The sequence below is a fragment of the Nocardioides agri genome (genome assembly GCF_013778305.1).
In the GTDB taxonomy this organism is placed as follows: domain Bacteria; phylum Actinomycetota; class Actinomycetes; order Propionibacteriales; family Nocardioidaceae; genus Nocardioides; species Nocardioides agri.
Genome location: NZ_JACEIC010000002.1, coordinates 2100091 through 2122664, shown reverse-complemented (window position 1 = coordinate 2122664; position 22574 = coordinate 2100091). Strand labels below are relative to the sequence as shown.

20 protein-coding genes are annotated in these 22574 nt (G+C 73.4%); 10 read left to right on the top strand and 10 right to left on the bottom strand.

The genetic code is table 11. From position 1 onward, the window contains the following. Positions 1–24: 24 nt before the first annotated feature. Complete coding sequence (locus HZF07_RS14840; protein ID WP_157342704.1) at positions 25–675, top strand: GNAT family N-acetyltransferase; 651 nt, start codon at positions 25–27, stop codon at positions 673–675. Here HZF07_RS14840 and HZF07_RS14835 read toward each other — a convergent pair. The 8 genes from HZF07_RS14835 to HZF07_RS14800 all read right to left on the bottom strand — a co-directional run bounded on the left by HZF07_RS14835 (position 672) and on the right by HZF07_RS14800 (position 11131). Beyond that, on the bottom strand, positions 672–1247 hold the full coding sequence (locus tag HZF07_RS14835) for a GNAT family N-acetyltransferase (protein ID WP_157342703.1): 576 nt from the start codon (positions 1245–1247) through the stop codon (positions 672–674). The genes HZF07_RS14840 and HZF07_RS14835 overlap by 4 nt on opposite strands. 553 nt (positions 1248–1800) lie before the next feature. After that, the gene (locus HZF07_RS14830) at positions 1801–3204 is read right to left on the bottom strand and encodes an NAD(P)/FAD-dependent oxidoreductase (RefSeq protein WP_157342702.1); all 1404 of its coding nucleotides are present in this window, start codon (positions 3202–3204) and stop codon (positions 1801–1803) included. Further along, entirely contained in the window at positions 3194–4498 is a 1305-nt protein-coding gene (locus HZF07_RS14825; protein WP_157342701.1) for an aspartate aminotransferase family protein, read from the bottom strand. Before HZF07_RS14825 ends, HZF07_RS14830 begins: the two co-directional genes overlap by 11 nt. Positions 4499–4523: 25 nt before the next feature. Further along, a complete protein-coding gene (locus tag HZF07_RS14820) occupies positions 4524–6017 on the bottom strand; it encodes a CoA-acylating methylmalonate-semialdehyde dehydrogenase (protein WP_157342700.1) in 1494 nt (497 codons plus the stop codon). A gap of 73 nt (positions 6018–6090) precedes the next feature. Beyond that, positions 6091–7596, bottom strand: coding sequence for a class I adenylate-forming enzyme family protein (locus tag HZF07_RS14815; RefSeq protein ID WP_157342699.1), 1506 nt, complete (start codon positions 7594–7596; stop codon positions 6091–6093). Next, positions 7593–8567, bottom strand: a complete 975-nt coding sequence (locus tag HZF07_RS14810; protein ID WP_157342698.1) for an acyl-CoA dehydrogenase family protein — start codon at positions 8565–8567, stop codon at positions 7593–7595. The genes HZF07_RS14815 and HZF07_RS14810 overlap by 4 nt, the downstream gene beginning before the upstream one ends. Further along, positions 8564–9772: an acyl-CoA dehydrogenase family protein gene (locus tag HZF07_RS14805; RefSeq protein WP_157342697.1), complete on the bottom strand. Its 1209-nt coding sequence runs from the start codon at positions 9770–9772 to the stop codon at positions 8564–8566. The genes HZF07_RS14810 and HZF07_RS14805 overlap by 4 nt, the downstream gene beginning before the upstream one ends. A gap of 15 nt (positions 9773–9787) precedes the next feature. Then, positions 9788–11131 carry a cytochrome P450 gene (locus HZF07_RS14800; RefSeq protein WP_157342696.1) on the bottom strand — a complete coding sequence of 448 codons (1344 nt, stop codon included), beginning with the start codon at positions 11129–11131 and terminating at the stop codon, positions 9788–9790. A gap of 57 nt (positions 11132–11188) precedes the next feature. On the opposite strand from HZF07_RS14800, the gene HZF07_RS14795 reads away from it, so the two are divergent. Genes HZF07_RS14795 through HZF07_RS14785 form a run of 3 tightly spaced genes read left to right on the top strand, consistent with a single transcriptional unit; the run spans position 11189 to position 13726 of the window. After that, positions 11189–11797, top strand: coding sequence for a TetR/AcrR family transcriptional regulator (locus tag HZF07_RS14795; RefSeq protein WP_157342694.1), 609 nt, complete (start codon positions 11189–11191; stop codon positions 11795–11797). A gap of 28 nt (positions 11798–11825) precedes the next feature. Next, a complete protein-coding gene (locus HZF07_RS24515) occupies positions 11826–13370 on the top strand; it encodes a PucR family transcriptional regulator (protein WP_157342693.1) in 1545 nt (514 codons plus the stop codon). An 8-nt stretch (positions 13371–13378) separates the two neighbouring features. Next, entirely contained in the window at positions 13379–13726 is a 348-nt protein-coding gene (locus HZF07_RS14785; RefSeq protein WP_157342692.1) for an iron chaperone, read from the top strand. 130 nt (positions 13727–13856) lie between these two features. Here HZF07_RS14785 and HZF07_RS14780 read toward each other — a convergent pair whose 3' ends face one another. Next, the gene (locus tag HZF07_RS14780; RefSeq protein WP_181645219.1) at positions 13857–14498 is read right to left on the bottom strand and encodes a LysE family translocator; all 642 of its coding nucleotides are present in this window, start codon (positions 14496–14498) and stop codon (positions 13857–13859) included. Positions 14499–14570: 72 nt separating this feature from the next. Then, positions 14571–16733 (bottom strand): arylsulfotransferase family protein, encoded by a 2163-nt coding sequence (locus HZF07_RS14775; protein WP_157342691.1) that lies wholly within the window; start codon positions 16731–16733, stop codon positions 14571–14573. Between the two features lie 84 nt (positions 16734–16817). On the opposite strand from HZF07_RS14775, the gene HZF07_RS14770 reads away from it, so the two are divergent. From HZF07_RS14770 to HZF07_RS14745, 6 genes are all read left to right on the top strand, one after another. Then, positions 16818–17915 (top strand): carbohydrate kinase, encoded by a 1098-nt coding sequence (locus HZF07_RS14770; protein WP_157342690.1) that lies wholly within the window; start codon positions 16818–16820, stop codon positions 17913–17915. Then, complete coding sequence (locus tag HZF07_RS14765) at positions 17912–18832, top strand: pseudouridine-5'-phosphate glycosidase (RefSeq protein WP_157342689.1); 921 nt, start codon at positions 17912–17914, stop codon at positions 18830–18832. The genes HZF07_RS14770 and HZF07_RS14765 overlap by 4 nt, the downstream gene beginning before the upstream one ends. A 227-nt stretch (positions 18833–19059) precedes the next feature. Further along, the gene (locus HZF07_RS14760) at positions 19060–19218 is read left to right on the top strand and encodes a hypothetical protein (protein ID WP_157342688.1); all 159 of its coding nucleotides are present in this window, start codon (positions 19060–19062) and stop codon (positions 19216–19218) included. Positions 19219–19270: 52 nt separating this feature from the next. Continuing rightward, entirely contained in the window at positions 19271–20446 is a 1176-nt protein-coding gene (locus HZF07_RS14755) for a cytochrome P450 (protein WP_309504760.1), read from the top strand. Next, positions 20443–20910: a TetR/AcrR family transcriptional regulator gene (locus tag HZF07_RS24000; protein ID WP_181645218.1), complete on the top strand. Its 468-nt coding sequence runs from the start codon at positions 20443–20445 to the stop codon at positions 20908–20910. Before HZF07_RS14755 ends, HZF07_RS24000 begins: the two co-directional genes overlap by 4 nt. Before the next feature lie 14 nt (positions 20911–20924). Then, positions 20925–22574 carry a DUF429 domain-containing protein gene (locus HZF07_RS14745; protein WP_181645217.1) on the top strand — a complete coding sequence of 550 codons (1650 nt, stop codon included), beginning with the start codon at positions 20925–20927 and terminating at the stop codon, positions 22572–22574.

The window sequence follows — 22574 nt, the reverse complement described above, 5'->3', positions numbered from 1 at the left end:
CGGATCGTCTGCCACGCTGGCCCCATGCCCGAGATCGACGTCCGGCCCTACGACCCCGCCGACCGTGCCGAGCTGCTCGGGGTCGTGTTCGAGGCGGCCGGCGAGGGAGCGCCCGGCTCGGAGGTGTGGGGCCACCACGCCTCCCTCGCCGACGTCTACCTGACGCCGTACCTCGATCTCGAGCCGGACTCGGTCTTCGTCGTCACCGCCGACGGCCGGCCCGTCGGCTACCTCGCCGGCTGCGTCGACGACGCGCGCTTCCCCAGCGAGGGGGAGCGGCTGAAGTCGGTGATCCAGAAGTACCGGCTCTACCGGATGCCCGGACCGCGGCGCTTCTTCGTGCGCGCGGCCTACGACACCGCCCTCTTCAAGGTCCGCCGGATCCCCACCGCCGGTGAGCTGAAGGACCCGCGCTGGCCGAGCCACCTGCACATCGACGTGATGCCGGTGGCGCGCGGCACCGGCGCGGCCGCCCGGCTGATGGAGCTGTGGTTCGAGCGCCTCCGCGAGGTGGGCTCGCCGGGCTGCTACCTGCAGACGTCCGCGGAGAACCAGCGGGCGGTGCGGTTCTTCGAGAGCGTCGGCTTCCGCAGGCACGGGGCCAACCACGTCGTGCCCGGGTCGCGGTACGACGGCCGGCGGATGCACCAGCAGGACATGGTGCGCGAGGTCTAGCCGGAGGCGCGCCACTCGTCGGCGAGCAGCGCGTAGCCGTACCCGTCGAGCCAGCCGCGGACGCGGTGCAGCGAGTCGCGGACGTTGTGGGCCTCGCGGCGCATGCCGAGGCGCTCCATGAGCCGCCACGACGCCTCGTTGTCGGCGAAGCAGAGCGCGGTCACCCGGTAGAGCCCCAGGTCCTCGAAGCAGATCCGCAGCAGCTCGCGCGCCGCCTCGGTGGCGATGCCTCGCCCGGCGTGCTCGGGCGCGACGACCCAGCCCAGCTCGGCCTGCAGTCCTCGCGCCCACTCAACGACCTCGCTCTGCGCCCAGAGGTCCTGGATGCGGAGCATGAGGTCGCCGACCACCGCACCCTCGTGCTCGATGACGAGGGTGCTGGTGAGCCGGTCGGGGTCGAGGAACACCTCGGCGTAGTGCGCGCGGTCGCTGTCCGCGTGGGTCAGCCACTCGCTCACCTCGGCCAGGCGGCGGTAGGCCCAGGTGGCCTTGATGTCGTCGGGCGTGGCCGGACGCAGCGAGAGCCGCGCGGTGCGGACCGGCCAGGGCACGGCGCTCAGGTCCTGGGGCATGCCCGCATCCTGTCAGGCGGCACCGCCCGCCCGCTCGCTCAGATGATCTGCGGGGTCGGGTCCGGGCCCGGGTCGTCGGGGTTGGGCTCGGTGGGGATCGGGTCGCCGCTGGGCACGACCTCGGCGTTCGGGTTGGGCTCGTCGGGTGTGGTCGTCATGGGGGTCCGGTACCCACCGTCCGCGAACGCGCTCAGGACGCGTCGAAGTCGCTGGGCTCGCCCCGACCATGTAGTTCGGGTCGGCGTCGATCCGCTCGACCGTGCGCCGGATCCACGCATCGTCGGTGGTCTCGATCTCCCGCTCGGCCAGCTGCTCGCGCAGGTAGCCCTCGAGGTCGTCGGTCTCCTTCGCGTCCTTGGCCACGGAGGTGGCGTCGACGGCGGCCTGCAGGTCGGAGTTGTGGCGTGCCATGGGCGTTTCGTACCCGCGCGGCGGGCCGCTGACGCGGGTTTCATCAAGGGAGGCTGACCACACCGCGCCTCCCCGGCCGAGTTCGCCCGGGGAAGCGCGGCGTCGCCCTCATCCCGTGATGAAACGCCGGGCGACCGCACCCTCAGGAGTCGAAGCCCAGCCCGACGGCGTCGAGGGTCTTCAGGAACAGGTTGCGCCGCCCCTCGTGGTGGTCGGCGCGGTCGAGCGACCAGCGGGTCGCGTTGATGCCGATCGCCGCGAGCGGCTCGGGAGGGAAGGGCGGCGGCGTGCGCTGCACCATCTGCAGGCGGGTCCGCTCGGTGGACAGGCCGGACAGCCGGTCGAGCATCACCTCGGCGGCGAAGCGGGTCGCGCCGACGCCGAGGCCGGTGAAGCCGGCGGCGTACGCGACCCGGCCGCGGGCGGCCAGCCCGTGGAACGCCACGAACTGCGTCGAGGTGTCGATCGCACCCGCCCAGCGGTGGGTGAACCGCAGGCCCTCCAGCTGCGGGAAGGCCGCGAGGAAGTGGGAGGCCAGGCGGTGGAAGGTCTCCGGCCGCTCCTCGTACGCCGCGCGCACCCGCCGTCCGCGGTGGTAGATCGCGTCGTAGCCGCCCCAGAGGATCCGGTTGTCGGCCGTCAGTCGCGCGTAGTGGAACTGGTTGGCCAGGTCGCCGAGCCCCTGCCGGCCGGCCCAGCCGATCGACGCCAGCTGCGCCGCCGACAGCGGCTCGGTCATCAGCACGTAGTCGTAGACCGGCACCGTCATCAGCCGCGTGCGGCGCAGCAGGGACGGGAACACGTTGGTCGCCAGCGCGGCCCGGTCGGCCGTCACGGCCCCGGCGGGGGTGCGCAGCACGACCGGCCCGCGGGCCGGCGTGTCGAGCCCGACGACGCGGGTGTGCTCGTGGACCTCCACGCCGAGCTCGCTGGCCACCCGGGCCAGCTCGCGGGCGAGGCGGGCGGGATGGACGAGCGCGGAGCCGTCCCGGTCCCACTCGCCGGCCAGGAAGAGCGGGCTGTCGATCTCCGCGCGGACGGCGTCGCGGTCCAGGTGGCCGGGACCCAGCCACGCCACCTGGTGCGGCTCGACGGCGACCGCGAGCGCGCCGGTCCGCTCGAGCTGGCAGTCGATGCCCAACGTGCGGACGTCGGCCTCGAGGGCGTCGAGGTTCTCGTGGCCGAGCCGGTCGAGCGCGTCGTACTCGTCGGGCCAGCGCGAGCGGCCGTTCTCCTCGCCGTGCGTGAGGCTGGCCTCGCAGAAGCCGCCGTTGCGACCTGACGCCGCCCACCCGACGGTCCCGGCCTCGAGGAGCACCACGCGCGCGCCGGGGTTGCGGCGCTTGGCGAGTAGCGCGGTCCAGAGCCCGCAGTAGCCGCCGCCCACCACGGCGAGGTCGGCCGAGGCCGACGCCGCCAGCGCGTCGTACGACGTGCCGGGCGCGTCCTCGAGCCAGAAGACCGCGTGCCGCGACCCCGCGAGCGCGGCGTCGACGACCGCGCGCGCCGGGGCGTGACGTTCGTAGGCGGTCGGCCTACGCGGCATGCACGTCGCCGGCCTTGAGCGCCTCGTCGAGGATCGCGAGGCCCTCGCGCGCCTCGTCGTCGCTCATCGTGCACGGCGGCACGACGTGGATCCGGTTGGTGTTGGCGAAGGGCAGCAGCCCGCCGGCCTTGCACGCCGCCACCACGTCGTTCAGCCCGGCCGGCGGCAGCAGCTCCCGGGTGCCCTGGTCGACGACCAGGTCGAGCGCCCAGAACGCGCCGACACCACGGACCTCGCCGACGCAGGCGTGCCGGGAGGCGATCTCCGCGAGGCCGGGGCCGAAGACCTCGCGGCCGAGGCGCGCGGCGTTGTCCACGATGCCCTCGTCGCGCATCGCGTGGATCGTCGCGACCGCTGCGGCACAGGCGAGCGGGTGGCCGGAGTAGGTGAGCCCGCCGGGGTAGGGCGTGTGGTCGAAGGTCGCCGCGATCGGGTCCCTGATGACCACCCCGCCGAGCGGGACGTAGCCGGAGTTCACGCCCTTGGCGAAGGTGATCAGGTCCGGGACGACGTCGTAGAGGTCCAGAGCCAGCCAGGAGCCTGCGCGCCCGAACCCCGCCATCACCTCGTCGAGGATCATCACGATGCCGTGCTGGTCGCACAGCTCTCGGACGCCGGCGAGGTAGCCCGGCGGCGGCGCGAAGATGCCCGCCGTGCCCGGGATCGTCTCGAGGATGATGGCCGCGATCGTGGCGGGCCCCTCGGCCTCGATCGTGCGGCGCAGGTGGGCGAGCGCGCGCTCGCACTCCTCCTCCTCGGTGCTCGCGTGGAACTCCGAGCGGTAGAGGAACGGACCGAAGAAGTGCACGGTGCCGGCGGTCGCGGTGTCGTTGGCCCAGCGGCGGGGATCGCCGGTCACGTTGATCGCGGTCTGCGTGCCGCCGTGGTAGCTGCGGTAGGCCGAGAGCACCTTGAACCGCCCGGTGTGCAGCCGCGCCATCCGGATCGCGTGCTCGTTGGCGTCGGCGCCGCCGTTGGTGAAGAACACCTTCTCGAAGCCGTCCGGCGCGATGCCGGCGATCAGCTCGGCCGCCTGCGCCCGCTGCTCGTTGGCGAACTGCGGCGCGACCGTGCACAGCCGCTCCGCCTGCTCCTTGATCGCGGCGACCACGCGCGGGTGCTGGTGGCCGATGTTGGTGAACACCAGCTGGCTCGAGAAGTCGAGGTAGCGCCGGTCCTCGTCGTCCCAGACGTAGGAGCCGCGCGCCGCCGCGATCACCATCGGGGTGATCTCGGCCTGCGCGGACCAGGAGTGGAAGACGTGCTTGCGGTCCAGCTCGTACGCCGTGCTCATGGCTGTCCTCTCGCGGGTGGTGGGCTCAGTGGTTCTTCGGGAAGGCGAGCTCGAGGCCGCCGGCGGTCGCGGGGTCCGGCCACCGGGTGGTGACCACCTTGCCGCGGGTGAAGAAGTGCACGCCCTCGGTGCCGTGGGCGTGGGTGTCGCCGAAGAGCGAGGCCTTCCAGCCGCCGAAGGAGTAGTAGGCCATCGGCACCGGGATCGGCACGTTGACGCCGATCATGCCGACCTGGACGTCCTGCTCGAAGGCCCGCGCCGCGCCGCCGTTGCTGGTGAAGATCGCGGTGCCGTTGCCGTACCTGTTGGCGTTCACCAGGTCGAGCGCCTCCTGGTAGGTGTCGGCGCGGACGACCGAGAGCACCGGCCCGAAGATCTCGTCGGTGTAGATGCTCATCGACGGCGTCACGTGGTCGAAGAGCGTCGGGCCGAGCCAGAAGCCGTCCGCCGCTCCCTGCGCGTCGACGCTCCGGCCGTCCACCACCAGGGTCGCACCCTCCGTCTCGCCGGCGTCGACGTACGACGCGACCTTGTCGCGGTGCGCCTGGGTGACGAGGGGTCCCATGTCGGTGTCAGCAGCCCCGTCGCCGACCTGCAGCGTGTGGGTGCGCTCGGCGATCTTGTGCACGAGCGCGTCGCCGGTGTCGCCGACCGCGACCACGACGCTGATCGCCATGCAGCGCTCGCCGGCAGATCCGTAGCCCGCGCTGACCGCGGCGTCCGCAGCCAGGTCGAGGTCGGCGTCGGGCAGCACGACCATGTGGTTCTTCGCACCGCCCAGGGCCTGGACCCGCTTGCCGGCCCGCGAGGCGCGCTCGTAGACGTACTCCGCGATCGGCGTCGAGCCGACGAAGCTGATCGAGGCGACGTCCGGGTGGTCGAGGAGCCCGTCGACGGCGACCTTGTCGCCCTGCAGCACGGTGAAGACGCCGGCGGGCAGGCCCGCCTCGCGCCACAGCTCGGCCATCCAGATCGCGGCCGAGGGGTCCTTCTCGCTGGGCTTGAGCACCACCGCGTTGCCGGCGGCGATCGCGATGGGGAAGAACCACATCGGGACCATCGCGGGGAAGTTGAACGGGCTGATGATGGCGACGACGCCGAGCGGCTGCCGGATGCTCTTCACGTCGACCCCGCTGGAGACCTGCGGGGAGTTGCCGCCCTTGAGCAGGTGGGGGATGCCGCACGCGAACTCGACGACCTCCTGGCCGCGGGCCACCTCGCCCAGGGCGTCGGAGCGCACCTTGCCGTGCTCGGCGGTGATGATCGCGGCCAGCTCCTCCTTGCGGGAGCTGAGCAGCTCGCGGAAGCGGAAGACCACCTGGGTCCGTGCGCTCACCGACGTCGCGGCCCAGTCGACCGACGCCTTCTTGGCCGACGCGACCGCCGACTCGATCTCCTCGGGGCCGGCGAACGCGACCTGGCCGGTCACCTCCCCGGTCGCCGGGTTGGTGACGTCGCCGACCCGGCTGCCGCTCCCCGGGTGGTTCGTGCCGTCGATCCAGTGCCCAATCGTCTGCATGGCCCCATCGTGGTCGCCCTTGGGGGCGTTGGCCAGGGACAGACTGTCGTCGGAAGGCGCTCGCGGGCGACGATCAGTCGCGCACCAGGGCCCGCACCGCCTTGCGGTCGGTCTTGCCGACCGACGTGAGCGGTACGGCGGGGACGACGATCACCTCGCGCGGGTACTTGTACTTCGCGAGCCGCCCGCGGGCGAACTCGACCAGCGCCTCGGGCGTCACCGACCCGTCCGACACGGAGACCACCGCGACGACCTCCTCGCCGCTCTTCTCGTCCGGGCGTCCGACCACGGCGGCGGCGGTCACCGCCGGGTGGGCGAGCAGCACGTCCTCGACGTCGCGCGGGTAGACGTTGAAGCCGCCGCGGATGATGAGGTCCTTGACCCGGTCGACGACGTAGAGGAACCCGTCCTCGTCGAGGTGTCCGACGTCGCCGGTGTGCAGCCACCCGTCGACGATCGCCGCCGCGGTCTGCTCCGGGTCCTGCCAGTAGCCCATCATCACGCCGGGTCCGGCGATGCAGATCTCGCCGTCCTCACCGGTCGGGACCGGCTCGCCGAGCGGGTCGACGATCCGGAGCCGGACGTGCGGCGCGGGCCTGCCGACGCTGCCGGGGCGGTTGGCGTCGACGGTCGAGGCGGTGGCGATCGCGGTGCTCTCGGTCAGGCCGTAGCCCTCGAGGATCGTGACGCCGAACGCCGCCTCGACCTTCTCGCGCAGGCTCGGCAGCAGCGGCGCCCCGCCGGAGCCGAACGACACCAGCGAGCTCAGGTCGTAGTCGGCGTAGGGCTGGTCGAGCAGCATCTGCATCATCGACGGCACCACCGGGCTGGTCTCGAGACGGTGCTCCTGCACGAGCTCGAGCCAGCCGTGCGGGTCGAACCAGCGCTGCATCACCGAGACGTGCTGCCGGTCGCCGTGCAGCCCGGCGACCAGCACGTTGAGGCCGAACGCGTGCGACAGCGGCAGCGGGAGCAGGGACCGGGTGGTGCCCATGCTCCGGGCCACGTCGGCCATGCCGCTGCCCGCGTGCCAGAGACCGTGGTGGCTGAGCATCACGCCCTTGGCCCGACCGGTCGTGCCGCCGGTGTAGAGCAGCGCCGCCAGGTCGTCGTCGTCGCGGGGCACGATCTCGCCCGGCTCGTGCTCCTCCAGCGACGCGAAGCTGACCGCGTCGACGCCGTCGGGCACGTCTCCGGCGACCACCAGCCTCAGGTCGAGGCCCTCGGCGGATCCGACGAACATCGGCACCAGCTCCGGGCTGACGATGGCCGCCTTCGCGCCGGAGTTCTCCAGGATGTGCCGAAGCTCGGTCGGCGTCTGCAAGAAGATCACCGGCGTCACGACCGCGCCCGCACGCCAGATCGCGGGGTAGGCGACCAGCACCTCCGGGGTGTTCATGGTCAGCACGACGACCCGGTCACCGGGGCCGATGCCCAGTGCCGCCAGGCCGGTGGCCGCCCGGCGGGCCCGGGACCTGATCTCGCCCGAGGTGTGCCAGGTGCCCTCGAAGAGCAGCTGGTCGTAGTCGCCGAGGCGCTCGAACGACTCCTCGGCCAGCAGCGCGAGGTGGTGGCTCATCGCGCACCTGCCATCGCCAGCCGCGCCACCTCGTCGTACGCCGCCACGTCGTCGCCCAGCAGGAGGCGGTCGACCTTGGCCCGGCGCCAGAAGAGGTGCGCGTCGTGCTCCCAGGTGAAGCCGATGCCGCCATGGACCTGGATGAGGGTCTCGGCCGCGTGCTCCAGGGTCGTCGCGGCCGCCGCCTTGGCGGCCGCGGAGGCCATCGGCAGCTCGTCGGGCGCCTCGTCGGCGGCCCAGGCCGCCCACCAGACCAGCGACCGCAGCTGCTCGACCTGCACGTAGACGTCGACGAGCGCGTGCTTGACGGCCTGGTAGGACCCGATGGCCCGACCGAAGGCGTGGCGCTGCTGGGCGTACGCGACGCCGATCTCGAGCGCGCGGCTCGCGGTGCCGAGTCCCTCGGCGGCCAGCACCACCCGGCCGACGCGCTCGGCGTGCTGCCAGCGCAGGGCCGCGTCGCGGGCGACGACCTCGACGTCGCCGAGCGTGACGTCGCCGAGCCCTCGGGTGGCGTCGATCGGCGCGCGCACGGTGACGTCGCCGGCGCCGAGCACGACGTCGTCGCCGCGCCCGGCGAGGAAGGTGTCCGCCCCGACCGCGTCGAGGACGGGCCCGTGCCGGTCGACCACCGCCACCGCGAGCGAGCCGTCGGCCAGCGCCGCCAGCCGTCCGTCGCCGGCCAGCAGCACCGCGGCGCGGGCGTAGGTCACCAGCGAAGGCCCGGCGAGGACCCGACCGGCCTGCTCCGCGACGACCGCGAGGTCGAGCACGGAGCCGCCCCCGCCGCCGGCGTCCTCGGGCACCGTGATCGTCGCGAACCCGCTCTTCGCCAGGGCTGCGCGGCCCGGCTCCACGTCGGCGCCGTCGTCGAGCGCGGCTCTCGCGGCCGCCGGCGAGGCGGCGTCGGAGAGGAAGTCGCGCGCGGCCGCGGCGAGGTCGCGCTGCTCGTCGTCGAGGTCGAAGTTCATGCCAGGCTCTCCTTGAACGTGATGCCCTTGTCGGCGCGCGGCTCGGCCGGCAGGCCCAGCACCCGCTCGCCGATGATGTTGCGCAGCACCTCGTTGGTGCCGCCGGCGATCGCCATGCCCGGCAGTCCCGCCTGGAGGTCCTGCCAGCCGGTCGAGCCGTCCGCGGTGGCTCCGTACGCCGCGTCGTCGCCGAGGACGCGGACGGCGAGGTCGGCGAGGTCGCGCGCGACCTGGGTGCCGGAGAGCTTGCCGGCCGAGGCCTCCGGGCCGGGCATCTCGCCCTTGCTGATCTTCGAGAGCAGGCGGTAGCCGGTGTAGCGGTTGGCGAGCGAGGCGACGTACGCCCGGCCGAGCTGCTGGCGCACCAGCGCCTGCCGGCCCTCGTCGAGCCCGTCGAGGTGGGCGGCGACGTGCGCGGCCACCGTCGTGGCGCCGGCGCCGATGTCGGTGCCACCGCCGCCGAGCGAGAGCCGCTCGCTCATCAGGGTCGTGAGCGCGACCCGCCAGCCGTCGCCGACGTCGCCGAGCCGCTCGCTGTCGGGGATCACGACGTCGTCGAAGAACACCTCGTTGAAGTCCGCGCCGCCGCTCATCTGGCGCAGCGGCCGGACCGTCACGCCCGGCGCCGACATGTCGACCACGAACATCGTCAGGCCGCGGTGCTTGGCGACGTCGGGGTCGGTGCGGGTGAGCAGGATGCCGTAGTCGGCGACGTGGGCGAGCGTCGTCCAGACCTTCTGGCCGCTCACCCGCCAGTTGCCGTCCTCGGTGCGGACCGCCCTGGTGCGCAGCGCCGCGAGGTCGCTGCCCGACGCGGGCTCGCTGAAGAGCTGGCACCAGATGTCCTCGGCGCGCAGCAGCCGGCGCAGGTAGCGCTCCTTCTGGTCGTCGCTGCCGTGGTGCATGACCGTCGGCCCGCACATGCCGATGCCGATGAGGTTGATCAGGCCGGGCACGTCGGCGCGCGCCAGCTCCTGGTCGACGATCGCCTGCTGCATCGGGGTGCCTCCCCGGCCGCCCGCCTCGACCGGCCAGGTGATGCCGACCAGGCCGCCGTCGTACAGCAGCGCCTGGCGCTCGCGGGCCACCGCCTGGTCGGGCTCGCGCCCGTCGGACCGGCGGCCGAGCCGGTCGCGGTGCTGCTCGATGAACGAGCGCACCTCGCCGCGCCAGGCGGCCTCGTCGGGGGTGTCGTCGAAGTCCATGGGTGCCTTCCGGGGCTAGCGCGACGCGTCGCGGACGAGGTCGATCGGCTGTCCGTCCTTGGGGAACGGCAGCGAGTGGTTGTCGAGCGGGGCGACGTACGACGGGTCGACGCTCCAGTGGTAGCCGCGCAGCAGCCGGTGCATGATCGCCTTGACCTCGGCGCCGGCGAAGTACATGCCGATGCACTTGTGCACGCCGCCGCCGAACGGCGACCACGCGAACCGGTGGGACTTGTCCTCGCGGCGCTCGGGGGAGAAGCGCTCGGGGTCCCACGCCGTCGGGTCGGTCCAGTAGTCCTCGAGCAGGTGCGAGAGCTGGATGGCGACCACGACGTCCTTGTCGGCCGGGATCCGCACGCCCTGGACGACGGTCTCCTTCACGGTCTTGCGCACGACGACCGGCACCGGTGCGCGCAGCCGGAGCGCCTCCTTCATCACCAGATCGATCGAGGGCAGCGCCTCGAGCTCGGCGAGGGTCGGCTCGGGTCCCAGCGCCAGGGACTCCGCCCGGCACCGCTCCTGCCACTCCGGGTGCTGGCCGAGGTACTGCAGGATCGTCGACGTCGTGATGGTCGAGGTGTCGTGGGCGGCCATCATCAGGAAGATCATGTGGTTGACCACGTCGTCGTCGCTGAACCGCTCGCCGTCCTCGGTCTCGATGTGGCACAGCACGGAGAAGATGTCGTCGGTGCGGGTCGCCCGGCGCGCCGGCAGGTAGCCGCGCAGGAAGTCCTCGAGCACCCGGCGGCCGCGGTAGGCACGGCCCCAGCGGGTGTACGGCACGTCGGCCCGGACGATGCCGGCGGCGGCCTGGACGCAGGCGATGAACGCCTTGTTGACCTGCTCCATCTCCTCGCGGCTCGTGGACTCCGCGCCGCCCATGAAGATGTCGGCCGCGATGTCGAGCGTGAGCTGCTTGAGCCGCCAGTAGGCCTGGAACCCGGGGTCGGTGCCCCAGTCGGCCATGCCCGCCTCGATGGCGGGGTGCATGCGCGCGGCGTACGCCTCGAGCCGGTCGCGGGTGAAGGCCTCCTGCATGATCCGGCGGTGCACGTGGTGCTCGTCGAAGTCGATGAGCATCAGCCCGCCGCCGAAGAACGGGCCGACGAGCCGGGTCCAGGCCGGCTGGTTGGCGAACGCCTTGTCCTTGTTGACCAGCGCTGCCTCGACCGCGTCCGGACCCAGCAGCATCACGGCCTCGTTGTTGAGCGCCTTGAACGGCGCGACCGGCCCGTAGGTGTCGTACTGGTGGCGCATCATCGCGACCGGGTCGCGGGCGTACTCGAAGATCCGGCCGAGGAGCGGCAGCCCTCTGTCCTCGCGGTGCTGTCGAGGGATCTCCAGCAACGGAGTGGTCATGGTCACACCCTGAATCAGGCAGGATGCCCTGTCAACCTTCTGTGAGACGCTGTCGCCATGGCCGTCCAGTCGGGTGTCTACCGCGGCGTGAGTGCCGTGGAGCGCGCCGCCGAGCGTCGCGGCCGGCTGCTGGAGGCGACGCTCGCCGTGTGGGCCGACCCGGACGTCAGCACCACGATGACGAACGTGTGCGCGCGGGCCGGCCTGTCCGAGCGCTACTTCTACGAGAGCTTCGCGAACCTCGACGCGGCGCAGACCGCCGTACTCGACCAGGTCGCGACCGAGATCGAGACGATCACCCACGAGGCAGCCGAGGCGGCCGGCGCCGACCCGGCCGCGCGGGCGATCGCCTCGGTCAGCGCGTTCGTGCAGCTGCTCGTCGACGACCCGCGCAAGGGTCGGGTCGCGATCGTCGAGGCGGCCGCGCTGCCGGCGCTGCGGCCGCGGCGCACCGAGCTGATGCGGCACTTCGCGCACCGGACGGCGGAGGCGGCTGGCGAGCTGCGCCTCTCGCCGCGTGGCGGGGCCGAGGACGAGCTGGCCGGCCTGGTCTTCATCGGTGGGGTCGCCGAGCTCGTCACCGCCTGGCTCGACGGCGCCGTCGACGCGACTCCCGACGACCTGATCGCGGCCGCGGCCCGCAGCTTCCTCGCGCTCTACGGCTGAGCCCCGCTCCCCGGCCTAGTCTTCGGGCGTGGCCGTCTCCGTGCGCGAGGCCCTCGCGCTCCCCGTGCTTGCCGCCGGCGACCCGGTGGTGCTCAGCGGCGAGCGCGGCCTGGACGCCCGGATCCGCTGGGTGCACGTCTCCGAGGTGCGTGATGTCGGCGCGGTGCTGGTCGGGGACGAGCTGGTGCTCAGCACCGGGATCGGGATGGCCGCCTCACCCGCGGCCGCCGAGGACTTCGTGCGGCAGCTGGTCGAGGTCGGCGCCGCCGGGCTCGTCGTCGAGCTCAGCGCGGCCTACCCCTCGGTGCCGGACGGAGCGCTGGGCCGCGCCCGGGCCGCCGGATTCCCGCTGGTGGTGCTCAACCGGCCGGTGCGGTTCGTCGAGGTCACCGAGCAGGTGCACCGGGCGATCGTCGCCGAGCAGTTCGAAGAGGTGCGGTTCGCCGGCGAGGTGCACCGGACGTTCAGCGACCTCGGGCTGGCCCGGGCCTCGATGACCCGGCTGGTCGAGGCCGCCGCCGACCTGACCGGCAGCTCGGTCGTGCTGGAGGACCTGGCCCGCCGGGTGCTCGCGACCGCTGCCCGGGCCGAGCCGGTCGACCGGCTGCTCACCGACTGGGAGCGGCGCTCGCGGCTCACGCCGTCGCTGCGCGAGACGGGGACGGGCGGGCCCGAGGGCTGGCTGACCACGCCGGTCGGCATCCAGGGCGGGGCGTGGGGCCGGCTCGTGGTGACGACGCCGCGCGAGGACGCCCGGGCCCGGCTGGTGGCCGAGCGCGCCGCGCAGGCGCTCGAGCTCGGCCGGATGATCGAGCGCGACGAGACCTCGATCCAGCTGCGCGTGCACGCCGGCTTCCTGCTCGACCTGCTCGACGGACGGCTCGGCAGCGAGGCCGTCGCGGCGGCCCGGCTGCGCGCGCTCGGCGTGCCCGAGTCGACCGACCACGTCGGCGCCGTCGCCCGGCTGCGGTCCTCGGACGGGTCCGTGGACCGCCTGGTGACCGCGCTTGGTGACGTGACCGGACTGGTCGGCGTGCTCGACGCCGACCACGTCGGCCTGCTGGTGCCGGGCGCCGTCGACCTCGACGAGGTGGCCCGCGCCCTCGCGGGCGTCGAGCCGGATGCCGTGCTGGCGGCGGGCCACGTCGCGACCGGGGTGCTCCCGGCGGCCGCGTCGCTGCGCTCGGCCCGGGTGGTGGCCGACGTGGCGGCCACGCTGCCGGCGTACGACGGCTGCGTGCGGCAGGCCGACATCCGGCTGCCCGGGCTGCTGATGTCGCTGCGCGAGGACGCGCGGCTCCAGGAGTTCGCCGAGGCCGAGCTGGGCCGGCTGCTCGAGCACGAGGCTCGGCACGGCGGCGGGCTCGTGGACCTGCTGCGCCACTACCTCGCCGTCGGCGGCAACAAGACCGAGCTGGCGCGGGTCGCGCACCGCAACCGCACCTCGCTCTACCCCGCCCTCAAGCGGCTCGAGGAGCTGGTCGGCCACCCGCTCGACGACCCCACCTCGCGGCTCTCCCTCGGCGTCGCGCTGCTCGCCTACGACCAGTCGCACGAGCTGCGCGGTCGCTAGCCTGAGGCATGGCGACGTTCGAGACGGTCGACGACTACCTGGCGTCGCTCGACGAGCGGCAGCGCACCGCGGTCGAGGAGATCGAGCGCCGGGTCCTAGCGGTCGCGCCCGACGCGACGGGGGTCATCCGCTACGACATCCCCACCTGGCAGGTCGGCGGGCACTCGCTCGTCCACGCCGGGGCGTGGAAGGAGCACGTGGCGGTCTACCCGGTCCCGCCCGAGGGCGACGCCGACCTCGACCGCGACCTGGCGCCGTACGTCGCCGGCAAGGGCACGCTCAGGCTGCCGTACGACGACCTGCCGTTCGACCTCGTCGAGCGGGTGGTGCGGCGGCTACTGGAGTCGCGCGGGTAGCTCCGGCACGCCGGTGCCTCGCAGGTCGGGTAGGCCGGCCCGGCGACGGTCAGCACCAGGTGGGAGACCGGTCGAGCGACCTCGGTCGCGACGAGTCGCAGCCCGCGGGCGGGCGCGCTTCGGCCCGCCGCTACTCGGAGGCGGCGAGGGTCGCGCCGAGGCCGATCATCATCACGCCACCGGCTACACCGAGCTTGTCGAGGCGGCTCGGGCGACGGGCGAACCAGTCGCGGGCCTTGGCGGCGGCCAGCGCCCACACCGAGTCGGAGCCGCAGGCCATCAGCCCGAAGACCAGGCCGAGCAGCGCGAGCTGGGCGCCGGCGTGGCCGGCCTGCTCGTTGACGAACTGCGGCAGGAACGCGACGAAGAAGACGATCGTCTTGGGGTTGGTCAGCCCGACGGTGAAACCGATCCGCAGGGACCGCCGCGCGTTGGCCCGACCGACCTCGAGGGTGTCGACCGCGGCGAGCGCCGCCCGGGCATCGGCGCGGTGCCGGATCGCCTGGATGCCGAGCCAGACGACGTACGCCGCGCCCACGACCTTCAGCGCCGTGTAGGCCTCGGCGCTGGCGGCCACCACGGCGCCCAGCCCGACCGCGACGAGCAGGACCTGGGTCGTGATCCCGAGCGCGTTGCCGACCACCGAGAGGAGCGCGTCGCGGCGACCGACCGTCAGGGCACGGCCGATCGTGAAGAGCAGGCTCGGCCCCGGCACCTGGATGAAGAGGGCGCTGGCCACCACGAAGGCGAGCCACTGGCTGGTCGTCGGCACGGAGCCATTATGGGGGTCCGGGGCGATCCGGGCCCCCTGGATATCACGGGCTCGGCGGGTGCCGCAGCCCGGTCAGCGCACGGCCCGGACGTGGACGGCGACCGCGTCGCGAAGCAAGGGATCGGTCGCGGACCGCACGCGGATGAGGAAGACACGTTCGTCCCCGGGGCGGGCACGGGGGCTGCGCTCGACCCGGACCCGGATCGTCCATGCCTCGCCCGGCGCGAGCACCGTGGAGCGGCGTACGCCGTCGGCCGATGTCAGGACGGCCCGGAACCTGCGGCTGTCGGCCGTGCGGGAGAGCGCGAACCGAGCCGGCTCCTCGCCCCGGTTGACGACCGTCACCCAGGCCGTGCGGCGGGTGACCGGGCCCGCGAGCCTCACGGTGCGACGGTGCTTGCCGGTCCAGTCGTACCGGTTGTCGCCGGTCGGGCGCCCGCCGGCGACGCGGACCCGGGCGTCCGGTCGGCCGGGCGTGGTCGCGGGCGCCGTGGGCGCGGTGGGCGCGGGCGTCGTCGGCGACGCGACGACCGTGTAGCTGCGCTTCACGGTCGTCGTGTTGCCCGCGCGGTCGGCCGCGGTGACCTCGTAGGAGTGAGTGCCAGCGACCGCGGTCGAGAGGACCGGCACCTCGCAGGTCGCCAGAGAGGAGCCGCCGCGGTCGGTGCAGTCGGCCACGACGGGGTCGGACGGTGCCCCCAGCTGGTAGACGGCGCCGGGGGCCGGCGACGCGATCGCCACGTCCGGGCGCTGGGTGTCGGGAGCAGCGCCCTTGAACGCGCGGTAGGTGAAGTACGGCGTCGCCGACGGGTCGCGCAGCTCCCAGACGGGATCGCCGTCCTCGTCGAGCTCGGTCGCCATCGTGGGTGTCGATGCGGCCCAGCCGATCATCGTGTGGCCGTTCGGGAGCCGCTGGGACGAACCGGCGAACAAGGCGAACCGGCCGGCGGGCGCGTAGGACCGGACGACGTGTGCGGTCCCGGTGTGCGTCGTCTCGTCCCAGCTGTACGCCCACTCCACGATCCGGGTGTGCGGGCGGGCGATCGTCGGTCCCGTCGGGTCTGCGGGGTTGATGCACATCGGCGGGGCGAAACCACCGGGCCCGCTGCCGTTGTCGAACATCAGGATGCGCCCAGGGGCGACCTGGTAGACGGTGTGCTGCGCACACGGGCCGCCGTCAGGGTCGCCTTCCTCGTCCGTGAAGGCGAAGTCGCTGTCGCGGCCGCCGAGCTTCCAGATCACGTCGCCGACGGCGTAGCCGTCGTGAGCGGTGCGGGCGATCTTGAAGGCGGAGCTGAGGTGCCGGAAGGACACCAGCAGGTCACCGTCGGGCAGCACCTGGATCGAGTTGGAGTGCGCGTAATCGGCGCGGTTCGGGTTGGCCGGACTGCGGTCGGTGACGGTCTCGGCCTCGATGTCCACGTGGTCCTTGGAGTTCCACGTGAACAGCGCGGTCCCGTCGGCGGACACCTGCTGGATGATCGTGTCCACGTCCCCCGTGTCGACGTTCGGTTCGTACGACAGCAGGTAGGCACTGCCGTCCGGCATCAGGACCGAGTCGTGCCCATCGGTGTTCACCACCGGCGCCGAGGTGTGGCGGCGGCGCACCTCACGGAAGGCGCTGTCGAGCTCGACGAGGTCGGAGCCGCCGTTGGGCACGGTCGTCGAGCGGCCGACCGAGTAGCCACCTGGAATCGGCTTGAGGTCGATCGCCGTGTCGGTCGACCGGACGTAGACAGGCACGCCGTTCGCATCGACCGCGGCCTCGTAGGTGGGCGACGGGCTGACCCACAAGGCGAGGGTGAGGAAGACGTAGCCCGGCGACGGGCTGTCGGTGCCTGCAGGAACGCGCTCCAGCTTCGGGAACCCGGCCGGCAGGTAGACGAAGGAGTACGGCGTGGTGGCGCCAGCGCTGGTCACCAGCACAGAGATCTCGTCGCCCGAGGTCAGGCCGGTGAACGTGCGCGAGGACGTTGGTGCCGGGCGGCCGTCGATGCGCACGGCGGCGTCGGGACCGGCGGCCACGGAGACCGTGACCGTTCCCGCGGTGGCCGCGGTCGTGGTCACGCCGTAGCGGTGGATGGCGGGATCGAAGGCCGGGTAGGTGGCGACGCCGGTGCCGTCCACGGTGATGTCCAGGCCGGGTGGGTCGGCGTCCGCCGTACGGGCCACGCCGAGCACGGCGCCCGCCAGGATGAGCGCGAGTGAGACGACGACCGAGATTCCCCGCACCATGTAGGGAGGTTACGGCAGCGGTTCGCCGGACCTGAGAGATACCGGCCCGCCTTGTCAGAGTAAAGCCGTCTTATGATGACAAGCATGTCTCTGACGGAGCGTGAGCGCGAGATCGTCGCGCTGCTGCGCCGCGACCCGCTCATCGGGTCCGCCGCGATCGCGCACGAGCTCGGCACGACGCGGGCCGCCGTCAACGTGCACCTGTCGAACCTCGGCAAGAAGGGCGTCATCCTCGGCCGCGGCTACGTGCTCAGCGAGCAGGCGTCGGTCCTCGTCGTGGGCGGCGCCAACATGGATGTCAAGGCGCGCAGCACCCGCCCGGCCGTGCTCGCCACCAGCAACCCCGGCGCTGCGACGATGTCGGCCGGCGGCGTCGGCCGCAACGTCGCCGAGAACCTCGCCCGCCTCGGCACCCGCACCCACCTCGTGGCCGCCGTGGGTGCCGACGCCCTGGGCGACCAGGTGCTCTCGGCGACCTCCGGTGCCGGCGTGCACGTCGAGCACGTACGCCGCAGCGCGCGCGCCACCGGCACCTACACCGCCGTGCTCGACGCCGAGGGCGAGCTCGTCGTCGCGGTCGCCGACATGGCCGCCACGGACGAGCTCGCCCCCGAGCAGGTCGACGCGGCCCGCGACCTCTTCGCCTCCGCGTCGCTCGTGGTGCTCGACGGCAACCTCGCGACCCGCACCCTCGCCCTGGCGCTCGAGCTCTCGGCCGCGGCCGGCACCCGGGTCGTGCTCGAGCCGGTCAGCGTGCCGAAGGCCGCGGCGCTGGCACCGCTGGTCACCGCGGACCGTCCGGTCTACGCCCTCACGCCCAACCGCGACGAGCTCGGTGCGCTCACCGGCCTGCCGACGCGCACCGACCGGCAGGTCCAGCAGGCCGCCGCGGCGCTCCACGACCGCGGCGTCGAGCTGGTCTGGGCGCGCCTCGGCGCTGCCGGCTCGCTGCTCAGCGGCCCGGACGGGGTCGTCGCCCTGGACGCCGTCCCTGCCGACGTCGTCGACGTGACGGGTGCCGGCGACGCCATGCTCGCCGCGTTCTGCCACGCGCTGCTCGACGGCGCCGACCCGGCCGACGCGGCGGCGTACGGCCACGCGGCGGCCGCTCTCACGATCGCCAGTCCGCACACCGTCCGCCCCGACCTCACCGACCGTCTCGTCAGGAGCACCACCGCATGAACGCACCGCACCCCGCCCTCCACCTCGCCGACGAGGTGGCCGACGCGCTCGCCGCCGGCCGGCCGGTGGTCGCGCTGGAGAGCACGATCATCAGCCACGGCATGCCCTACCCCCAGAACGTCGCGATGGCGACCGAGGTCGAGGGCATCGTCCGCGAGCACGGCGCGACGCCCGCCACGATCGCGATCCTCGACGGCCGGCTGTGCATCGGGCTCTCGGCGGAGCAGCTCGAGCTGCTCGCCAGCGACGACGACGTCACCAAGGTCAGCGTCCGGGACCTGCCGTACGTCGTGGCGCGCCGCGCCCACGGCGCGACGACGGTCGCCGCGACCATGCGCCTGGCGGCGATGGCCGGCATCCGGGTCTTCGTCACCGGCGGCCTCGGCGGCGTCCACCGCGGTGCCCAGCAGACCTTCGACGTCAGCGCCGATCTCACCGAGCTGGGCCAGACCTCCGTCGCGGTGGTGTCGGCGGGCGTGAAGTCGATCCTCGACATCGGCCTGACCCTGGAGATGCTGGAGACGCTCGGCGTGCCGGTGCTGGGCGTCGGGAGCGACGAGTTCCCGTCCTTCTACTCCCGCTCCAGCGGGCACCGGGCCCCCATGCGCGTCGACTCGGCCGCCGAGGTCGCCGCCGTCATGCGGGCGAAGTGGGACCTCGGTCTCGACGGCGGCGTCGTGGTCGCGAACCCGATCCCGCTCGAGGACGAGATCCCCGCCGACGAGATCGGCGCGATCATCGACCGGGCGCTCGCCGACATGGACGCGCTCGGCATCACGGGCAAGGACGCCACGCCGTACCTGCTCGGCCGGATCGTCGAGATCACCGGCGGCGCCTCGCTCACCGCCAACATCGCGCTCGTGCGCCACAACGCCCGGCTCGGCGCCGCGATCGCGCGGGAGTACGCCGGGGGCTGAGCCGGGCCGCCGAAGAAAGGGGCCGGTGCGAGGCAACCGGACGGGTCTCCCGGGCGTAGACCGTGCGCGACCGGATCCGAAGGCTGACGCTCTGAGGAACTCAGAATCAGTCGACACTGAGGTATCTGGCCGCGATATCGGGACTCCTCCCGATGTCTGGCCACTACCTCATCGGGGAGCGTGAGGGTCAGAGGAACCCGAGGAACCACCACCCAGAGAAGGCAGTCATGAACCCGCTCACCGTCAACTCCGCGATCGCCGTCGACCACGCTCTCCGGTCCGGTGACGAGGTCCGGATCGCGCGGGCGCGCCGCACCCGCCGGGCCACCCGCGCCGCGTCGGCCGCGCGCTCCGCCCGGGTCGCGCTGGAGCGCGCCGGCCTCTGACGGGACCCGGGCGCGTTGGACAGATCTACGGATTTGTCTCACGATGGCGGGCGTGTACCACCACGCCACCCCCGACACCTGGGCCAGCCCGTGGCCGGCGTACGCCGACCTCCGCGACCACGACCCGGTCCACCGCGTCCCCCGCGACGGCGGTCGTGACTACTTCGTCCTGTCCCGGCACGCCGACGTGCTGACCGCCGCGGTCGACACCGCGACCTACTCCTCCGCCCAGGGCCTCACGACCGAGTACGACGAGCTGGAGCGGATCGGCCTCGCCGACAACCTCCCGCTGGTGATGCTGGACCCGCCCGACCACACCGCGTTCCGGCGCCTGGTCTCGCGGGGGTTCACCCCGCGTCAGGTGCGCACGCTCGAGCCGCTGGTGCGCGCGTTCGTCGCCGAGCGGCTCGACCGGCTGCGCGAGCAGGGCGGCGGCGACATCGTCGAGGCGCTCTTCAAGCCACTGCCGACGATGGTGGTCGCGCACTACCTCGGGGTCCCCGAGGGCGACCGCGGCGCCTTCGACGACTGGACCGACGCGATCGTCTCCGCGAGCTCGGCCGGAGCCGTCGCCGAGGCCGCTGAGGCGGTCGCCGCGATGATGGGCTACTTCGCCGAGCTGGTCGAGCGCCGCCGCGTCGAGTCCGGCGACGACACCGTCTCCCACCTGGTCGCGGCCGGGGTCGGGGACGACGATCGCGGCGTGCTCTCGATCCTCGCGTACGTCTTCACGGTCGTCACCGGAGGCAACGACACCACCACCGGCATGCTCGGCGGCAGCGTCCAGCTGCTCGAGACCGACCGCGACCAGCGCCGGCTGCTGCTCGACGACCCCACGCTCGTCGAGGAGGCGGTCGAGGAGCTGCTCCGGCTCACCTCGCCGGTGCAGGCGCTGGCCCGCACCACCACCCGCGACGTCGAGGTGCACGGGACGACGATCCCGGCGGGCCGCAAGGTGCTGCTGCACTACGGCGCCGCCAACCGCGACCCGCGCCGCTACGGCCCGGACGCCGACGAGCTCGACGTACGCCGCCGGCCGACGCAGATCCTGACCTTCAGCCAGGGCAGCCACCACTGCCTGGGCGCCGCGGCCGCCCGGCTCCAGGCCCGGGTGGCGCTGGAGGAGCTCCTGGCCCGCTGCCCCGACTTCACCGTCGACCTCGACGGCGTGCAGTGGGCGCCCGGGCCCTACGTCCGCCGTCCGACGACCGTGCCGCTCGCGCCGTGAAGACCGAGGCCATCCTCGACGCCGCGGCCGGTCTGTTCGCCGGGCGGGGCGTCAACGCGGTCGGGATGGGCGAGATCGCCCGGGCGGCGGGCTGCTCACGGGCGACGCTCTACCGCTACTTCCCGGACCGCCACGAGCTGCACGTCGCGTTCGTGCAACGGGAGGCGCGCCGGATCGGAGGGCTGCTGCCGACCGACGACCCGGTCGAGGCGATCCTCGCGGCCCTGCGGGAGGTCCGGGCCCGCCCCGAGCTGCTCGCGTGGTTCGGCGCCGCCGACGCCGGGACGACCGCGGAGCTCGCCCAGTCCGAGGCCGTCGTCGGGATGCTCGGCGACGGCGAGACCGCGCGGTGGCTGGTGCGGGTGATCGTCTCGCTCCTGATCGTGCCCGGCCGCGACGAGACGGAGGAGCGCGCCCTCGTCGAGCGGTTCGTCGTGCCCGGGGTCCTCGGCGCCCGGCGGTAGGGCAGGCTGTCCCCGTGTTCTACGTGGGCGTCGACCTCGCTTGGGGAGAGAAGCAGCGCACCGGCCTGGCCGTGCTCGATGCCGACGGCCACCTGGTCCACCTCTCGTCGGTGCACACCGACGCGGAGATCGTCGACACCCTCGCGCCGTACACCGAGGACGCCTGCATCGTCGGCATCGACGCCCCGCTGATCGTCGCCAACGCGACCGGGTCGCGGCAGGCGGAGAAGGACCTCAACGCCGACTTCCACCGCTTCGAGGCCGGCGCGCACCCGTCCAACACCGGCAAGCCGGAGTTCGCGGCCGGCACCCGCGGCGCCCGGATCTGCCGGCAGCTCCAGCTCGACATGGATCCGCGCTCGGGCCGGCAGCGGCGGGCGATCGAGGTCTATCCGCACCCGGCGACGATCGTGCTCTTCAACCTCGCCAAGACGCTGAAGTACAAGTCCAAGCCCGGGCGCACGTTCGAGTCGATGCAGGCCGAGCTGCTGCGGCTCATGGACCACCTCGAGCGGCTGGTGCCGCCCGACCCGACCTGGCGGGCGCTGCGCACCCAGGTCGCGACCGCGAGCCGCAAGAGCGAGCTCGGCCGCGCGGAGGACCAGGTCGACGCCGTGGTCTGCGCCTACGTCGCCCTGATGGCGCACCGGTGGCCGAAGCGGCTCACGACGTACGGCTCCTTCGAGCAGGGCTACATCGTCACGCCGACCCTGCTCGACACCCACGGCGCGATCCGCCGGGCGGTGGAGGAGTACGCCGTGCGCCAGCCCGGGCTGGTCGCCGTCGCGGAGGAGTACGTCGCGCTGGTGACCTCGATCCTCGACGAGGCGGGCATCAACTACCTGTCGGTGACCGGGCGGGCCAAGAGCGTCGCGTCGTTCGAGGCGAAGGCCGCCCGGACCGTCGACGGGCTGCCGGCCTACACCGACCCGCTGGTCGAGATCGGCGACCAGATCGGCGTCCGGGTGATCACCTACGTCCGCGCCGACGTCGCCGCGGTCGCCGAGGTGCTCGGCTCCCAGCTGCGGATCCTCGACGACCGCGACCTCGGCCACGAGACCGCGAGCGAGGGCCGCTTCGGCTACGCCAGCCGGCACCTCCAGGTCGCCCACGACGACGACCCCGTCGCCCAGGTCCAGGTCCGGACCGTCCTGCAGCACGCCTGGGCGGAGTTCGAGCACGACATCCGCTACAAGGGCAGCGTGCCGGCCGAGCACGCCCGCGACTTCGACCGCCGGTTCACGCTGGCGGCGGGGCTGCTCGAGCTCGCCGACCAGGAGTTCACCACGATCCGCGAGCGGCTGCGAGGCGGCGCGGTCGAGGACGTCGAGGCCGGCGCGGAGGGCATCAACCCGCGCGAGCTCGCGGCCTACCTCGCCGCCCAGTACGCCGACGCCGAGTGGTCGCGCCCGGACCACTACGAGTGGATCGCCGCCCTCCTGCACGAGCTGGGGGTCGGCACCCTCGCCGAGCTCGGCGAGGCGCTGGCCGCGATCGACGCGGACGGCATCGTCGCGCAGATGGAGTACAAGTACCCGCCCGGCGCGGTCCGCCGCCTCGACGACGCGCTGCTCGCGGCGTACGGCGAGCGCTACGTCGAGCTGCCCGGCAACGCGCACCGGGTCCCGCTGCTCACGGCCCGCCTGGAGCGGATCCGCGGGTAG

Bases quoted from the DNA above. Each gene is read 5' to 3' on its own strand.
- HZF07_RS14810 (WP_157342698.1), bottom strand. From the start codon at position 8,567: ATGAACTTCGACCTCGACGACGAGCAGCGCGACCTCGCCGCGGCCGCG.
- HZF07_RS14800 (WP_157342696.1), bottom strand. From the start codon at position 11,131: ATGACCACTCCGTTGCTGGAGATCCCTCGACAGCACCGCGAGGACAGA.
- HZF07_RS14825 (WP_157342701.1), bottom strand. From the start codon at position 4,498: ATGAGCACGGCGTACGAGCTGGACCGCAAGCACGTCTTCCACTCCTGG.
- HZF07_RS14835 (WP_157342703.1), bottom strand. From the start codon at position 1,247: ATGCCCCAGGACCTGAGCGCCGTGCCCTGGCCGGTCCGCACCGCGCGG.
- HZF07_RS14785 (WP_157342692.1), top strand. From the start codon at position 13,379: ATGGCGACGTTCGAGACGGTCGACGACTACCTGGCGTCGCTCGACGAG.
- HZF07_RS14805 (WP_157342697.1), bottom strand. From the start codon at position 9,772: ATGGACTTCGACGACACCCCCGACGAGGCCGCCTGGCGCGGCGAGGTG.
- HZF07_RS14795 (WP_157342694.1), top strand. From the start codon at position 11,189: ATGGCCGTCCAGTCGGGTGTCTACCGCGGCGTGAGTGCCGTGGAGCGC.
- HZF07_RS14770 (WP_157342690.1), top strand. From the start codon at position 16,818: ATGTCTCTGACGGAGCGTGAGCGCGAGATCGTCGCGCTGCTGCGCCGC.
- HZF07_RS14820 (WP_157342700.1), bottom strand. From the start codon at position 6,017: ATGCAGACGATTGGGCACTGGATCGACGGCACGAACCACCCGGGGAGC.
- HZF07_RS14830 (WP_157342702.1), bottom strand. From the start codon at position 3,204: ATGCCGCGTAGGCCGACCGCCTACGAACGTCACGCCCCGGCGCGCGCG.
- HZF07_RS14815 (WP_157342699.1), bottom strand. From the start codon at position 7,596: ATGAGCCACCACCTCGCGCTGCTGGCCGAGGAGTCGTTCGAGCGCCTC.
- HZF07_RS14775 (WP_157342691.1), bottom strand. From the start codon at position 16,733: ATGGTGCGGGGAATCTCGGTCGTCGTCTCACTCGCGCTCATCCTGGCG.
- HZF07_RS14760 (WP_157342688.1), top strand. From the start codon at position 19,060: ATGAACCCGCTCACCGTCAACTCCGCGATCGCCGTCGACCACGCTCTC.
- HZF07_RS14765 (WP_157342689.1), top strand. From the start codon at position 17,912: ATGAACGCACCGCACCCCGCCCTCCACCTCGCCGACGAGGTGGCCGAC.
- HZF07_RS14840 (WP_157342704.1), top strand. From the start codon at position 25: ATGCCCGAGATCGACGTCCGGCCCTACGACCCCGCCGACCGTGCCGAG.